Source organism: Ectopseudomonas khazarica, assembly GCF_004521985.1.
In the GTDB taxonomy this organism is placed as follows: Bacteria; Pseudomonadota; Gammaproteobacteria; order Pseudomonadales; family Pseudomonadaceae; genus Aquipseudomonas; species Aquipseudomonas khazarica.
The window spans coordinates 204,019-218,001 of record NZ_SBHZ01000004.1; the positions used below are offsets into that span (position 1 = coordinate 204,019).

The 13,983-nt window shown below is 62.9% G+C and carries 11 protein-coding genes; 2 read left to right on the plus strand and 9 right to left on the minus strand.

What is annotated here, in order from left to right; translation table 11 throughout:
* Nucleotides 1-4: 4 nt before the first annotated feature.
* The 5 genes from pilQ to EPK82_RS06580 are packed head-to-tail and all read right to left on the minus strand — an operon-like array spanning nucleotide 5 to nucleotide 4,946.
* Entirely contained in the window at nucleotides 5-2,113 is a 2,109-nt protein-coding gene (pilQ, locus tag EPK82_RS06560; RefSeq protein WP_134676111.1) for a type IV pilus secretin PilQ, read from the minus strand.
* Between the two features lie 55 nt (nucleotides 2,114-2,168).
* A complete protein-coding gene (gene pilP / locus EPK82_RS06565) occupies nucleotides 2,169-2,693 on the minus strand; it encodes a type 4a pilus biogenesis lipoprotein PilP (protein ID WP_134676112.1) in 525 nt (174 codons plus the stop codon).
* Nucleotides 2,693-3,313: a type 4a pilus biogenesis protein PilO gene (gene pilO, locus EPK82_RS06570; RefSeq protein ID WP_134676113.1), complete on the minus strand. Its 621-nt coding sequence runs from the start codon at nucleotides 3,311-3,313 to the stop codon at nucleotides 2,693-2,695. Before pilO ends, pilP begins: the two co-directional genes overlap by 1 nt.
* A complete protein-coding gene (gene pilN / locus EPK82_RS06575) occupies nucleotides 3,310-3,882 on the minus strand; it encodes a type 4a pilus biogenesis protein PilN (protein WP_134676114.1) in 573 nt (190 codons plus the stop codon). Before pilN ends, pilO begins: the two co-directional genes overlap by 4 nt.
* Nucleotides 3,882-4,946, minus strand: coding sequence for a pilus assembly protein PilM (locus tag EPK82_RS06580; RefSeq protein ID WP_037049850.1), 1,065 nt, complete (start codon nucleotides 4,944-4,946; stop codon nucleotides 3,882-3,884). The genes pilN and EPK82_RS06580 overlap by 1 nt, the downstream gene beginning before the upstream one ends.
* Nucleotides 4,947-5,127: 181 nt before the next feature.
* On the opposite strand from EPK82_RS06580, the gene EPK82_RS06585 reads away from it, so the two are divergent.
* A complete protein-coding gene (locus tag EPK82_RS06585) occupies nucleotides 5,128-7,539 on the plus strand; it encodes a penicillin-binding protein 1A (protein ID WP_134676115.1) in 2,412 nt (803 codons plus the stop codon).
* Between the two features lie 85 nt (nucleotides 7,540-7,624).
* Here the strand turns inward: EPK82_RS06585 and EPK82_RS06590 are convergent, their stop codons facing one another.
* The 4 genes from EPK82_RS06590 to rpmE all read right to left on the minus strand — a co-directional run bounded on the left by EPK82_RS06590 (nucleotide 7,625) and on the right by rpmE (nucleotide 11,469).
* Nucleotides 7,625-8,893, minus strand: a complete 1,269-nt coding sequence (locus tag EPK82_RS06590) for a malic enzyme-like NAD(P)-binding protein (RefSeq protein WP_037049853.1) — start codon at nucleotides 8,891-8,893, stop codon at nucleotides 7,625-7,627.
* A gap of 103 nt (nucleotides 8,894-8,996) precedes the next feature.
* Nucleotides 8,997-10,433: a M48 family metalloprotease gene (locus tag EPK82_RS06595; RefSeq protein ID WP_134676116.1), complete on the minus strand. Its 1,437-nt coding sequence runs from the start codon at nucleotides 10,431-10,433 to the stop codon at nucleotides 8,997-8,999.
* On the minus strand, nucleotides 10,430-11,230 hold the full coding sequence (locus EPK82_RS06600) for a thermonuclease family protein (protein WP_134676117.1): 801 nt from the start codon (nucleotides 11,228-11,230) through the stop codon (nucleotides 10,430-10,432). The genes EPK82_RS06595 and EPK82_RS06600 overlap by 4 nt, the downstream gene beginning before the upstream one ends.
* 26 nt (nucleotides 11,231-11,256) lie before the next feature.
* Nucleotides 11,257-11,469 (minus strand): 50S ribosomal protein L31, encoded by a 213-nt coding sequence (gene rpmE, locus EPK82_RS06605; protein WP_003459015.1) that lies wholly within the window; start codon nucleotides 11,467-11,469, stop codon nucleotides 11,257-11,259.
* A gap of 158 nt (nucleotides 11,470-11,627) precedes the next feature.
* Between rpmE and EPK82_RS06610 the strand changes: the two genes are divergently transcribed.
* The gene (locus EPK82_RS06610; RefSeq protein ID WP_134676118.1) at nucleotides 11,628-13,847 is read left to right on the plus strand and encodes a primosomal protein N'; all 2,220 of its coding nucleotides are present in this window, start codon (nucleotides 11,628-11,630) and stop codon (nucleotides 13,845-13,847) included.
* Nucleotides 13,848-13,983 lie beyond the last annotated feature (136 nt).

A 13,983-nucleotide genomic window follows, 5' to 3' on the forward strand; every position in this document is an offset into this window, starting at 1 on the left:
TAGATCATCGATTCACGGCAATAGAATTGTTGTTCATGATGCGCGGAGTGATGAAAACCAGCAACTCGGTCTTTTCGTCCTGCACGATGTCGCGACGGAACACGCGACCGATGAACGGCAGGTCACCGAGGAAAGGCACCTTCTCGGTCGCCTTGGTCTGGGTATTCTCGAATACGCCACCGATCACGATGGTTTCACCATCGTTGACCAGCACCTTGGCATTGACCTCGTTCTTGTTGATCGGCGGAACGCCGTTGAGGGCGGCCTGGAAGTTCGGGGCGTCCTTGGTCACCTTGACTTCCATGATGATGCGGTTGTCCGGCGTGATCTGCGGCGTCACTTCCAGCGACAGAGCCGCTTCCTTGAAGGACGTGCTGGTCGCACCACTGGAACTGGCCTCTTGGTAAGGCACTTCCTGCCCTTTGAGGATCTTCGCGGTCTCCTTGTCGGAAGTCACGACCTTGGGCTGGGAGATGACCTCACCGTTACCGGTCGCTTCCATGGCAGAAAGCTGCAGGTCCAACGTGATATTGTCCGTCAGAAAGCCAATGCCGATGCCCGCTGTACTGTTCGCAACCCCCATGTCGACGAACGGCACAGGAGCCGTACCGTCCTCCAGCGTGAAGCTACCGACAGTGTCAGAGCCCGGCAACAACGCCCGCCCGTCATCATCAAATGACGTAGCACCATCCTTGCCGTACACACTCCAGTTACCACGACGGGAAGCGCCGCCCCAGCGCACACCCAGCGCCTTGTTGTAATCAACATTGGCCTCCACGATTCGCGCCTCGATCATCACCTGACGCACCGGGATATCCAGCTGGGCAATAATGCGGCGCAGCTCGTCCAGACGCTCCTGGGTTTGATAGGCAATGATGCTGTTGGTGCGATCGTCCACCGTGATAGACCCACGATCATCGGCCGCGCCATCGGCACTGGTCACCGACTGGAACAGCTTGGCCATATCGGTCGCCTTGGCGTAGTTCACCTGAATCAGTTCACGACGCAGCGGAGCGAGCTCGGCGATCTGTTTCTGCGACTCGAGCTCCTGGCGCTCGCGGGCGGCGATTTCGTCGGCCGGCGCGACCAGCAACACGTTGCCTACCTTGCGCTTGTCCAGGCCCTTGGTCTTGAGCACCAGGTCCAGCGCCTGATCCCATGGCACGTTCTGCAGGCGCAGGGTGATATTGCCCGCGACGGTGTCACTGGCCACCAGGTTCAGATCGGTGAAGTCAGCGATCAACTGCAGCACGGAACGAACATCGATGTCCTGGAAATTCAGCGACAGCTTCTCGCCCGTGTAGGCAAAACGATCCGCATTGCGACGCTCGACATCTTCCTGGGTCAGCGGCTTGACGCTGAGGGTCAGCTTGTTCTCGGTCTGATAGGCGAGGTAATCGTAAAAGCCTACCGGCTCGATGACGATGCTTGCCTTGTCTGAACTACCGCTGGCACTGACGAACTGGACCGGCGTGGCGAAGTCCTTCACGTCCAGGCGTACACGCAAGGACTCAGGCAGCTCGGTCTTGGCGAAGTCGAGACGGATCTTGCCACCCTGCTCCTGGATATCAGGTGCGACGGACTTGTCGGAAAGGGTAATGACGACGTTGCCTTCGCCCTGCTCGCCCCGCTGGAAGTCGATATTGCTGATCGCCTTCGTCTGGGGACCATAGGTCTTCTTCGCAGGAGCGGGAGCTACCGCAGCGGGCGCGGCAGCCTGACGAGAGGCAGCAGCGGCGTCACCAACAAGGACAAACAGGTCGTTGCCTTCGACACGTGTGCTATAGGGCGCCAGGCTCGTCAGATTGACGATCAGGCGCGTGCGGTCTTTGGCTTCGACGATGGTGACGCTACGCGCATTGCCGACACCCAGTTCCCGGTTCTTGGCACCGAGCTTGTTCGATACACCCGGAAGGTCCAGGGCGATGCGAGCGGGCTGCTCGATGGTATAGCCTCGCGGCGCCGTCACCGGCTCATCGAAAGACAGTTTCAACTCGACCCGGTCACCAGGCAGGCTGGCGACATCCAGGCCTTGCAGGTTGGCTGCCAGGACTACTGGCGACAGCAGCGCTGCCATGAAGGCGACACTAAGACGCGAAAGAGAGCCGTTCATTTTCGTATCCCGTTTGGCAGACAGATTATTTATAGTCATTTCTCACCTCGCCCCGTCAGGAGCGCTCCTTCAAGGTCAGGCTGCGCGGTCGCTCAAGCCAGCCACCCTCGCCATCCGGAACAATTTCCATTACATCGACCTTGGACTCGTCGATCAGAATGATCTTGCCGTGGTTGCGCCCCAGGTAATCACCTACTTTCACACGATGCACACCACCGGCGCCGTTAACCAATGCAAACAATTCACGGTCATTGCGCAACGTGCCGACCATTTCAAAGGTTTCGATATTGAAGCCTTCGAGGAACTGCTTGACGCGACTCTCGTCCGGCTTGATTTCGGCCGAGCCTTTCTGCCGAGCGACAACGTCGATCTTGACTGGCGGTTGAAACGGGCTACGCAACGAGGCTGCACGATAGGTGAAGCTCTCGTACGGCTGAAAGGTGGGTAGCGGTTCGATGGCCCCTTTCGGCTTGGCACGGACTTCGTCCATGTAGCTGCGCAGATCATCGAAATCGCCACTGGAGCCACAGCCGGCAATGCCCAACAACCCTGCTACCAGAAGAGCGCGAGAGAAACTCATCATTGAGCCCCCTTGTCGTTGTAGCGGTAGGTCTTCGCCATGATCTGCATGCTCAAACGGGTTGAACTATCGGCACTGGCCGGAGCCAGCTCGAAATCATGCAAAGTCACGATACGAGGCAAGCTGGCTACACCACTGACGAAGGTGGCCAGGTCGTGATAACTGCCACTTACCTTGATCTGGATCGGCAACTCGATATAGAACTGCTGAGCCACTTCAGGCAGCAACTTGATCTCCTCGAACTCCAGGCCGCTTCCCAAGCCCGTGCGCGTAATATCTTCGAGAAGCCCGGGAACTTCGGTATCGCTCGGCAGCTGCCGCAGCAGCGCACCGAAGGACACCTCCATCTCCTCCATCTGTTCCTTATAGGCCTCCAGATTCGCAGCCTGAAAGGCCTTGATGGAAAACTGATCCTTGAGCGTCACTTCCTCGCCCTGACGCTGCTCCAGCATGGCCTGCAGGTCTTTCAGGTGAAAGTTGTAGCCGAGCCCGAGCACGATGATAAACAGCAGCAAGCCGGCGATGAACCTGACCGCAGCCGGCCAGGAGCCGACATTGTTCATGTCGAGATCATTGAGATCGATACTGCGCAGGCCTTCCAGCGAACTCTTGATACTCATCGCGCGGCCTCCGCTTTTTCCTGACCAGGCTGAGTCTGCTGAACCGTCAGCTGGAACACGTTCGCCTGATCCAGAGCGCCAGCCGTAACGGCCTTGACCTCGGTGAGGTTAGGCGCCGTCAACCATTCGGAACCATCCAGATTGCGCATGAGATTTGAAACCCGGTTGTTCGACTCGGCAGCACCGACGATTGCAATGTTCTTGCCGCTCATCTTGACACTGGTGAAATACACACCGTCCGGCAGCGTCCTTACCAACTGATCGAATACGCGACCAATGATCGGCCGGTTGCCCTGCAGGTCCTGGATGATCTTCATCCGCTCCAGCAGTTGCTGACGACGGGTCTTGAGCTCACTGATTTCCTTGATCCGCGCATCAAGGACGGCAATTTCCTTCTGGATGAAGTCATTGCGAGCGTTCTGGTTGTCGATCGCGGCATTGAGCATCTGATCGCCAAGGAACACCAGGCCGGCCGCGACAATAAACACGCCTGCGAGGCTGACCAGAAAGCGCTGCTTGCGCTCCTCGCGCAACTGCTCGCGCCAGGGAAGTAGGTTGATCCGCGCCATCAGTCGAAACTCCTCATCGCCAGGCCACAGGCAATCATCAGTGCCGGCGCATCACTGGCCAGCGCACCGGCGTTGACCTTGCTGCTGAGCGCCATGTCGGCAAAGGGATTGGCTACCAGCGTCTGCGTACCGATCTTCTGCTGAATCAGCCGATCGAGATCCGGAATGGACGCGGTACCACCTGCCAGGAGGATGTAGTCCACATCGTTGAACTGGCCGGCAGCGAAGAAGAACTGCAGCGAACGAGAGACCTGCTGAACCACCGCTTCCTTGAACGGCTGCAAGACCTCGCTGTCATAGTCATCCGGAAGACCGCCCTGCTTCTTGGCAAGACCAGCTTCCTCCACCGACAGACCATAGCGACGCTGAATTTCCTCGGTCAGTTGCTTGCCACCGAAGAGCTGCTCGCGGGTATAGATGGTGCGCCCGTTGTGCAACACGCTGAGCGTGGTCATGGTCGCGCCGATGTCGACCACGGCGACCGTCAGCTCGTCATGACCGCCACCGAGCTGCGCTTCCAGCAGGCCGTAGGCACGCTCGAGCGCATAGGCTTCGACATCGACCACCTTGGCGGTCACGCCAGCCAACGCCAGTGCCGCCTCGCGCACCTCGACGTTCTCCTTGCGGCATGCCGCGAGCAGGACTTCGACCCGCTCCGGGTTACGCGGCGCAGGGCCCTGCACTTCGAAATCGATCGCGACTTCTTCGAGCGGATAAGGAATGTACTGATCGGCTTCGATCTTCAGCTGGTTTTCCAGCTCGTCCTCGGAAAGACCCGCTTCCATCTCGATGGTCTTGGTGATGACTGCCGATCCCGCGACGGCGACGGCCGCGGTCTTGACGCCGGTCTTGGCCTTGGCCAACACGCGCGAGAGCGCCTGACCGACCCCCTCCAGCTCGGCGATGTTCTTTTCAACTACTGCGTTCGGCGGGAGTGGCTCGACTGCGTAAGCCTCTACCTTGTAGCGGCTTCCCGAGCGACTCAGTTCGAGGAGCTTGACCGAAGTCGAGCTGATATCGATCCCCAGCAGCGTATTCGCTTTCTTAGTGAAGAGCCCTAGCACGACCGTTTTCCTATTGGCATCCGCGACTTACGGACTATTTATGTTTTTCCACATTAAATATCAGTCTTGACAGAAGCGCAAATGGCTCCCCGGGAAAAAAAACGCTTATAATGTGATCAGCTTTTCCCTTTTTGCCACGACTCCTGCTTAACTCATTCTTTTACTTGGAATTCCAAACATTTTGATGCGCCTGCTGAAGTTCATCTGGTGGTCCTGCGTTGCCGTTTTTTGTGGGCTGTTGCTCAGTTTCAGCGGTGCGTTTCTTTATCTTAGCCCGACCCTTCCGTCCGTCGAGTCACTGCGGCAAGTGCAGCTGCAGATACCGCTGCGCGTCTACAGCAGCGATGCCAAGCTGATTGCCGAGTTTGGCGAGATGCGCCGCTCCCCCATTCGCTTCGACGAAATCCCCAAGGATTTCATCAGTGCGCTACTGGCAGCCGAAGACGACAATTTCGCCAATCATTATGGCGTCGATGTGACCAGCCTGATGCGCGCTGCCACGCAATTATTGAAAAGCGGGCAGATTCAGAGCGGCGGCAGCACCATCACCATGCAGGTGGCGAAGAACTTCTTCCTCACCAACGAGCGCAGCTTCTCGCGCAAGGCCACCGAGATTCTCCTGGCGCTGCAGATCGAGCGCGAATTGAGCAAGGACGAGATCCTCGAGCTGTACGTCAACAAGATCTACCTCGGCCACCGCGCCTACGGCATCGAGGCGGCGGCGCAGGTCTACTACGGCAAATCGATCCGCGACCTGAGCCTGGCGCAGATGGCGATGATCGCCGGCCTGCCCAAGGCCCCCTCGCGCTACAATCCGCTGGTCAACCCGACCCGCGCCAAGGAACGCCGCGACTGGATCCTCGGTCGCCTGTTCCGTCTTGGCCGCATCGACCAGGCCAGCTACGAGTCGGCACTGGCCGAAGAGGTCGATGCTCGCTATCACGTGCCGGCACCGGAGATCAGCGCACCCTATATCGCCGAGATGGCACGTGCGGAGATGGTCGGTCGTTACGGCAGCGAGGCCTATACCGAAGGCTTCAATGTCACCACCACGGTACCGAGCAACCTGCAGGAAATGGCCAACACCGCCTTGCGCGACGGCCTGATGGCCTATGACCAGCGCCATGGCTACCGTGGCCCGGAAAGTCGCCTGCCAGGCATGACACGCGAAGCCTGGCTGACAGAGCTGAGCAAGTTCCGCGGCATCGGCGGACTGGAGCCGGCCGTGGTCACTCAGGTGGAGAAAAGCGGCATCCTGGTGCTGCCGCGCAACGGCGAAGAACAGGCCGTGGCCTGGGACAGCATGAAATGGGCACGCCCCTTCCTCAGCACCAACAGCATGGGTCCTCGCCCGCAGCAACCCGCCGATGTCGTCCAGGTAGGCGATGTGGTCAGGGTGCAGCGCCAGGCTGACGGCAGCCTGGTCTTCTCGCAGATTCCGGCGGCACAGAGCGCGCTGGTCTCCCTCGACCCCTACAGCGGCGCCATCCAGTCGCTGGTCGGCGGCTTCTCCTTCGACCAGAGCAACTACAATCGCGCCGTACAGGCCAAGCGCCAGCCCGGCTCCAGCTTCAAACCCTTCGTCTACAGCGCCGCCCTGGACAGCGGCTACACCGCCGCGACCCTGGTCAACGACGCACCGATCATCCTCTCCGACGATTACCTGTCGCAGAAGTGGCGCCCGAAGAACGACAACAACACCTTCCTCGGCCCCATCCGCATGCGCGAAGCGCTGTACCGGTCGCGCAACCTGGTGTCCATTCGCCTGCTGCAGGACATGGGCGTCGACCAGACGGTGAACTACATCCAGCGCTTCGGCTTCGCCGAACAGGACCTGCCACGCAACCTGTCCCTGGCGCTGGGCACCGCCAGCCTGACCCCGATGGAGATCGCCGAGGGCTGGGCCACCTTCGCCAATGGCGGCTACAAGATCGAGCCCTATCTGATCGAACGCATCGACGATCGCAACGGCAAGCCGCTGTTCCGCGCCAACCCGGCACGCGTACCGGGCAGCAAACCGAGCGAGGAGAACGCCAACCTGGCCGTGAATGCAACGGACGACCTGCCCCAGGAAGAACCCAAGGTCGCCGAGCAGATCATCGACGAGCGTACCGCCTACATCATGACCAGCATGCTGCAGGACGTGATCAAGCGCGGTACCGGCCGCCGCGCCCTGGCCCTGGGCCGCAACGACCTGGCCGGCAAGACCGGGACCACCAACGACTCCAAGGACAGCTGGTTCTCCGGCTACAACGCCGACTACGTGACCACCGTCTGGTCCGGCTTCGACCAGCCGGAAAGCCTGGGACGCCACGAGTACGGCGGCACCGTCGCCCTGCCCATCTGGATGAGCTACATGGGCGCCGCACTCAAGGACCGCCCCAGCCACGTGCCCAAGGAACCCAAGGGCATCCTCACGCTGCGGGTCGATCCGGTCAGCGGCCGCGCCGCCACGCCGAGCACGCCGGACGCCTACTTCGAGCTGTTCAAGAGCGAAGACTCGCCACCACCGATGAGCGAGTTCGAGCCCGGCATGGGCATCCCCGGCAGCCCGCTGCCGGCTGACGAGATGGCACCGATCGATCTGTTCTGATCGGTGCGCCGCCCCCCAGGGGCGGCAAACGACAGACAACAAAAAACCCGCCTAGGCGGGTTTTTTGTTGTCTGCATCCAGGGGATCAGCCGTTGAACACGTCATCCACCGACTGCAGCGGGTAGTGCTTCGGATACGGCAGCGTCGCCACGCCGGACTCGATGGCAGCCTTGGCCACCGCATCGCAGACCACGGTGATCAGACGCTGATCCATCGGTTTCGGAATGATGTACTCGCGACCGAATTCCAGCTTGATGCCACCGTAGGCGTCGCAGACGTCCTGCGGCACCGGCAGCTTGGCCAGATCACGCAGCGCCAGCGCGGCAGCGATCTTCATTTCCTCGTTGATGCGGGTCGCACGAACGTCCAGCGCGCCACGGAAGATGAAGGGGAAGCCCAGCACGTTGTTGACCTGGTTCGGGTAGTCGGAACGACCGGTCGCCATGATCACGTCGTTGCGGGTCTCGTGCGCCAGCTCCGGCTTGATTTCCGGATCCGGGTTGGAGCAGGCGAAGACGATCGGGTTGGCCGCCATGCGCTTGAGATCTTCCGGGCTCAGCAGGTTGGCACCGGACAGGCCGACGAACACATCGGCACCTTCAAGCGCGTCGGACAGGGTGCGCTTGTCGGTCTCGGTGGCGAATACCGCCTTGTACTGGTTCAGATCGTCGCGGCCTGCGTGAATCACGCCCTTGCGGTCGATCATGAAGATGTTCTCGACCTTGGCACCCATGCTCACCAGCAGCTTCATGCAGGAGATGGCGGCAGCACCAGCGCCCAGGCAGACGATCTTCGCCTCTTCCAGGCTCTTGCCGGCGATTTCCAGGGCATTGAGCATGCCGGCGGCGGTAACGATCGCGGTACCGTGCTGGTCATCGTGGAATACCGGGATATCGCACTGTTCGATCAGCGCGCGCTCGATCTCGAAGCACTCGGGGGCCTTGATATCTTCCAAGTTGATGCCACCGAAGGTGATGGAGATGCGTTTCACGGTGTCGATGAAGGCCTGCGGGCTTTCCGAATCGACCTCGATATCGAACACGTCGATACCGGCGAAACGCTTGAACAGCACGCCTTTACCTTCCATCACCGGCTTGGACGCCAGCGGGCCGAGGTTACCCAGGCCGAGGATGGCGGTGCCATCGGAAATCACTGCCACCAGGTTGCCTTTACCGGTGTAGCGGTAGGCCAGCTCGGCATCGCGGGCGATTTCACGCACCGGCTCGGCGACACCCGGGCTGTAGGCCAGCGACAGGTCGCGGGCAGTGGCGGTGGCTTTGGTCAACTCGACGCTCAGTTTGCCGGGGCGCGGCTGGGCGTGATACTCGAGAGCGGCAGTTTTCAAATCAGACATAGTGGCATTTCCGCTTTTGTTGGCTGTTGAACGGGCAGCGGCCGAGGATACGCAAGTTGTATACAGCTGCACAAGACTGTTCGGTCGCGATTGAAGCGCCCCACTAGCGCAGCGTTTTCAACCACTGCCCTGCACGCGGCTCACCAGCGGGGTAGAGCCCGTTGAGCAAGCGCAGCTGCGCCTCGCCATCGCTCGGCAACGGCGAGTTGCGAGCAAGGCTCGCCATGCCCTGCCCTGCCTTGGCCCGCACCAGATGCAGACGCACCGGCTCAGCCAGCTTGCGCTCGGTCGCCTTGAGCGGACGATAGCTGCGGATCACTTCGAGGAAACGCTCGTCTTCGCTCTCCAGCGAAGCGCGCCCCTTGACCGCGGCGACGAACAGATAGGCACTGTCACCACGGTAGATCACCGCCACCCGGCGCGCCGCCTGCCCCTGCAAGATGGCCGTGTAGCCGCGCAACGTCCCCAGGCGCAGCTCTTCACCGGCCACCAGGCGCTGATTGCCGACCCGCTTGCGCAGGTACTCGGCAGGCGCGAGCGCCTTGTCCGCCGGCTCCAGCGTCATGGCGATGAACGCCTGCTCATCCGGGGTATGGCCGATCAGCACATCGGCGCGATTGACCAGTTGCCAGCCCTGCGGGTAGGTCAGGGTGAAATCCAGCTCGCCATGGTAGAAGTGGCGCCCACGACGAATCCCGCTGGCTGCCGAATCACCGAACACCAGGCCATCGAGCTGCTGCAGGAACGCATCGCGCCCCACTTCCTGATTGCCACCGACCAGCGCCCGCGCCGGACCGATCACCTCCTGCAGGCGGCGATCGTTGTCAGGGTGGGTGTCGAACAGACCGTGATAGCCGCCCTGCGCGGGCGCCTCACCACGCCTGGCGGCCTGCTCACGGGCGAAGTCCTCCTGACTCTTGAGCACCTTGACCACTTCGATCATCGCCTGCGGGTCATAGCCGCTGCGTGCCAGGTACTGTGCGCCGAGGCCGTCCGCCTCCAGCTCCATGTCACGGCCATAGCCACGCACGAAGGCATTGCCCATGACGCTGGTCAGGTCGCCGACAGCGCCAACCCCGGTGCCGATGGCCGCCGCCTGGCCGAGCAGCCCCCAGGCGGTCGACTGGCTCTGCTGACGCACGCTGTGGCGCGCCGTCACGTGACCGATCTCATGGCCGAGCACGGCGGCCAGTTCCGCCTCGGAGTTGAGGTAGGCGAGCAGCCCACGGTGAATGTAGATATAGCCGCCCGGCAGGGCGAAGGCATTGACGTCCGGGCTGTCGACCAGGGTGAAGACGTAGCTGAGCTGATTGCGATGACTGTTGCGCGCCACCCGCTCGCCCACCCGCTGGATGTAGGCCTGCAACTTGGCGTCCGCATAAGGCGGGTTCTGCTTGAGGATTTCCTGGTTGTAGCGGGCACCGAGGTCGAGCTCCTGGCGCTCGCTCATCATCACGAAATCGGTGCGCCCCGTGGCAGGGTTGACGGCACAGCCCGTCAGCCAGGCGCAGAACAGGCACAGCATCAATGCACGCATCATGGCAACACCTCCAGCATCGCCGAGTGGGTCAGTGGCAGCATCCAGCGCGCCTGGCCCGACTGCAGACCACCCCGTGACTGGCGGTCGATCACCCAGCCGCGGGCCTCGACTCTTCGCCCCGCGAGCGCCTGCATCGCCGGCAGATCGAATGCATCCAGGAGCGCCGGCGCCACGCGCAGCACGCGGCCACCGTCCAGCTCCAGCCACAGGCCGCCACGATTGCGCTGCACCCTGGCCACACGCCCACTCAGCAAGGCAAACCCGCCGCTGCGGACCTGCCCGGCCGAACGGACCCGGTAATCCCGCCAGAGCCCCAGGCGCCGATCACGCGCCTCGCGCTCGGCGACCGCCTGACAGCGTACCAGTTCGACATTCGGCGCCACCGCGACCATGAAACCCAGGCCTTCGCCGAGCAGCTGCGCCTCGAGATTACGTCCCTGAGCGTCGTAGAGGTGCGCCAGGGTGCGTCCATAGCGATCCTTGCGCTGCTCGCCGGGCAACAGGCCAACGCGCCCCTCACTGGCATCCACCAGCGCCTGCAGACGGCGCTTGGCCTGCACGGCATAGGGCTCGTCGCTGCGCCCCTTGCGCCCCAGCTCAGGGGCGTTGATGCCAATCAGGCGAATGCTGCGCCCATCGACCAGGCGCAGGGTGTCGCCGTCGACCACCTGGCGCACGGCGAAGCGGGGCAGATCCTCGCGCAGCGGGCAAAAGGCCTGCGCCAGCTCGACGCAGAACAGAGAAACGAAAAAGGCGCCCACCAGGGACGCCTTTTTCAGTAGCACGGAGTGGCGCATGCCAGATTCCGTCTTGCTTCGGCCGCTTACTTGGCGCCGAATACGCCGAAGCGCTGCTTGAAGCGATCGATACGGCCGCCGGTGTCCAGCACTTTCTGCTTACCGGTGTAGAACGGGTGGCACTCGGAACAGACGTCGAGGCTCAGGTTCTTGCCCAGGGTGGAGCGGGTCTTGATGACGTTGCCGCAGGAGCAGGTGGCGTCGATCTCGACGTAGTTCGGATGGATATCGGCTTTCATGATGCTTTCCTCGGGGTAGTCGTGCCGCCACCCAACCAATGTCAGGCACCGCACAGAAATAGGCCGCGCATCTTACCAGACACGTGAAGCGATGCAAGCCAGACAGGGCACCGGCCGTCGCGTGTTACCATCGGCCACCTGTCATTGGAGCTTCCGGCTTGCCCGACCTGATCCTGCGCCTCGCCCTGCCCTCGCCCCTGCGCCGCCTGTTCGACTACCGCGCCCCTGCCGGTGTACCGCGTAGCGCGCTGCAGCCTGGCGCACGCCTGCGTGTGCCGTTCGGCCGGCGCGAGATGATCGGCGTACTGGTGGAGGTCGACAACCAGAGCGACGTGCCGGCCGACAAGCTCAAGCCTGCGCTGCAGCTGCTCGACGCCCGCCCGCCGCTGCCGGCAGCGCTGTTCAAGCTGTGCCTGTGGACCGCCCAGTATTACCAGCACAGCCTCGGCGACACGCTGAGCTGGGCATTGCCGGTGCTGCTGCGCCAGGGCGAACCGGCCGAGGCGCGGCAGGAGCGCTTCTGGCTGGCCACCAGCGGCGCCAGCGTAGACGACCCGCGCCTGGCCCGGGCACCGCGCCAGCGCGATGCGCTCAAGGCGCTGGCCCAGCACCCGCACGGCGTCGCCCACAGCCTGCTCAGTCAGTTGCAGCTCAACCGCGACAGCCTGCAGCTGCTGCATGAGAAAGGCCTGGTGCGCGTCGAGGTGCGCCGCAACAAACCACAGGCGAAGCCCGCCCACTGGCTGGCGCAACCGGAGCTGCCACTCAACGCCGAGCAACGCGCGGCGGTCAACGCTGTCGCCTCGGGCTGGGGGCAGTTCAACGCCTTCCTGCTCGCAGGCATCACCGGCAGCGGCAAGACCGAGGTCTACCTGCAACTGATCCATCAATGCCTGGAAGCCGGCAAGCAGGCCCTGGTGCTGATCCCCGAGATCAACCTCGGGCCGCAGACCTGCGAGCGCTTCGCCCGTCGCTTCAATGCGCGCATCGCCCTGCTGCATTCGGCGGTGAACGACCGCGAACGCCTGGACGCCTGGCTGGCGGCCCGCGACGGCGAGGCGGACATCATCATCGGCACCCGCTCGGCGCTGTTCACCCCCATGCTGAACCCGGGGCTGATCATCGTCGACGAAGAACACGACGCCTCCTATAAACAGCAGGAGGGTTTGCGCTACCACGCCCGCGACCTGGCCCTGGTGCGGGCGCGCCAGGAAGACGTGCCCATCGTGCTCGGCTCGGCCACGCCGTCGCTGGAGAGCCTGCACAACGCCCATAGCGGCCGCTATGCCCTGCTCAAGCTCACGCAGCGGGCGGGTGGCGCCAGCCAGCCACGCTTCCTGCGCCTGGACGTGAAGAGCCGACCGCTGGACGCCGGCATCTCCGGGCCGATGCAGCAGGCCATCGCCCAGACCCTGGCGGCCGGCCAGCAGGTGCTGGTGTTTCTCAACCGCCGCGGCTTCGCCCCGGCCCTGCTCTGCCACGACTGCGGCTGGCTGTCGGAGTGCCCGCGCTGCGATGCGCGCATGACCGTGCATCAGCGCTACCAGGAACTGCGCTGCCATCACTGCGGGCACGTCGAGCGCCAGCCGAGCAACTGCCCGAAATGCCAGCACGTCGACCTGCGCCCGGTCGGCGCCGGCACCGAGCGTGCCGAGGAGCGCCTGGCGGTACTGTTTCCCGATTACCCGGTGCTGCGCATCGACCGCGACAGCACCTCGCGCAAGGGCGCCATGGATCGCCTGTTCGCCACCATCAACAAGGGTGAGCCGTGCATCCTGGTCGGCACGCAGATGCTCGCCAAGGGCCATCACTTCCCACGGGTGACGCTGGTAGCGATCCTCGATGCCGACGGCGGCCTGTTCTCCGCGGATTTTCGCGCCAGCGAGCGCATGGCCCAGTTGATCGTGCAGGTCGCCGGGCGTGCCGGACGCGCCGAAGAGCCGGGCAAGGTGATCATCCAGAGCCACCTGGCCGACCACCCGTTGCTGGTGCAACTGACCGAGCAAGGCTACTTCGCCTTCGCCGAACAGGCCCTGAGCGAGCGCCGCGCCGCCGGCCTGCCGCCGTTCTGCCACCTGGCCCTGCTGCGCGCCGAGGCGCATAAGCCGGGGCAAGCAGAAGGATTCCTCGATGAAGCCTGCAGCGAGGCGGAGTACCTGCTGGGCGAGCTGGGCCTGTCCGGCATCGAGTTGCTCGGCCCCGTTCCCGCCCCGATGGAGCGCCGTGCCGGGCGCTTCCGCGCGCAGCTGCTGCTGCAAGGCAGCACCCGCGCCGCCCTGCATCGCCTGCTCACCCCCTGGCTACAGGCACTGGAGCAGATGCCCAGCGGCCGCGCGGTGCGCTGGTCGCTGGATGTCGACCCGATCGACCTTTTTTGAGCTTCTAGCTGCAAACCACAAGCTTCAAGCAAGAACGGCGACGTGCTTTTCCTTGCCGCTTGTGGCTTGCAGCTTGTCGCTGCTCTTATAATGCACAGTTTTCGACCAAAGCCCCCAAGGCAGCCCCGAGCCGAAC

What these genes read in the sequence shown, in the direction of transcription:
- pilQ (WP_134676111.1), bottom strand. Translation starts at nt 2,113, where the DNA reads ATGAACGGCTCTCTTTCGCGTCTTAGTGTCGCCTTCATGGCAGCGCTG.
- pilP (WP_134676112.1), bottom strand. Translation starts at nt 2,693, where the DNA reads ATGAGTTTCTCTCGCGCTCTTCTGGTAGCAGGGTTGTTGGGCATTGCC.
- pilO (WP_134676113.1), bottom strand. Translation starts at nt 3,313, where the DNA reads ATGAGTATCAAGAGTTCGCTGGAAGGCCTGCGCAGTATCGATCTCAAT.
- pilN (WP_134676114.1), bottom strand. Translation starts at nt 3,882, where the DNA reads ATGGCGCGGATCAACCTACTTCCCTGGCGCGAGCAGTTGCGCGAGGAG.
- EPK82_RS06590 (WP_037049853.1), bottom strand. Translation starts at nt 8,893, where the DNA reads ATGTCTGATTTGAAAACTGCCGCTCTCGAGTATCACGCCCAGCCGCGC.
- EPK82_RS06595 (WP_134676116.1), bottom strand. Translation starts at nt 10,433, where the DNA reads ATGATGCGTGCATTGATGCTGTGCCTGTTCTGCGCCTGGCTGACGGGC.
- EPK82_RS06600 (WP_134676117.1), bottom strand. Translation starts at nt 11,230, where the DNA reads ATGCGCCACTCCGTGCTACTGAAAAAGGCGTCCCTGGTGGGCGCCTTT.
- rpmE (WP_003459015.1), bottom strand. Translation starts at nt 11,469, where the DNA reads ATGAAAGCCGATATCCATCCGAACTACGTCGAGATCGACGCCACCTGC.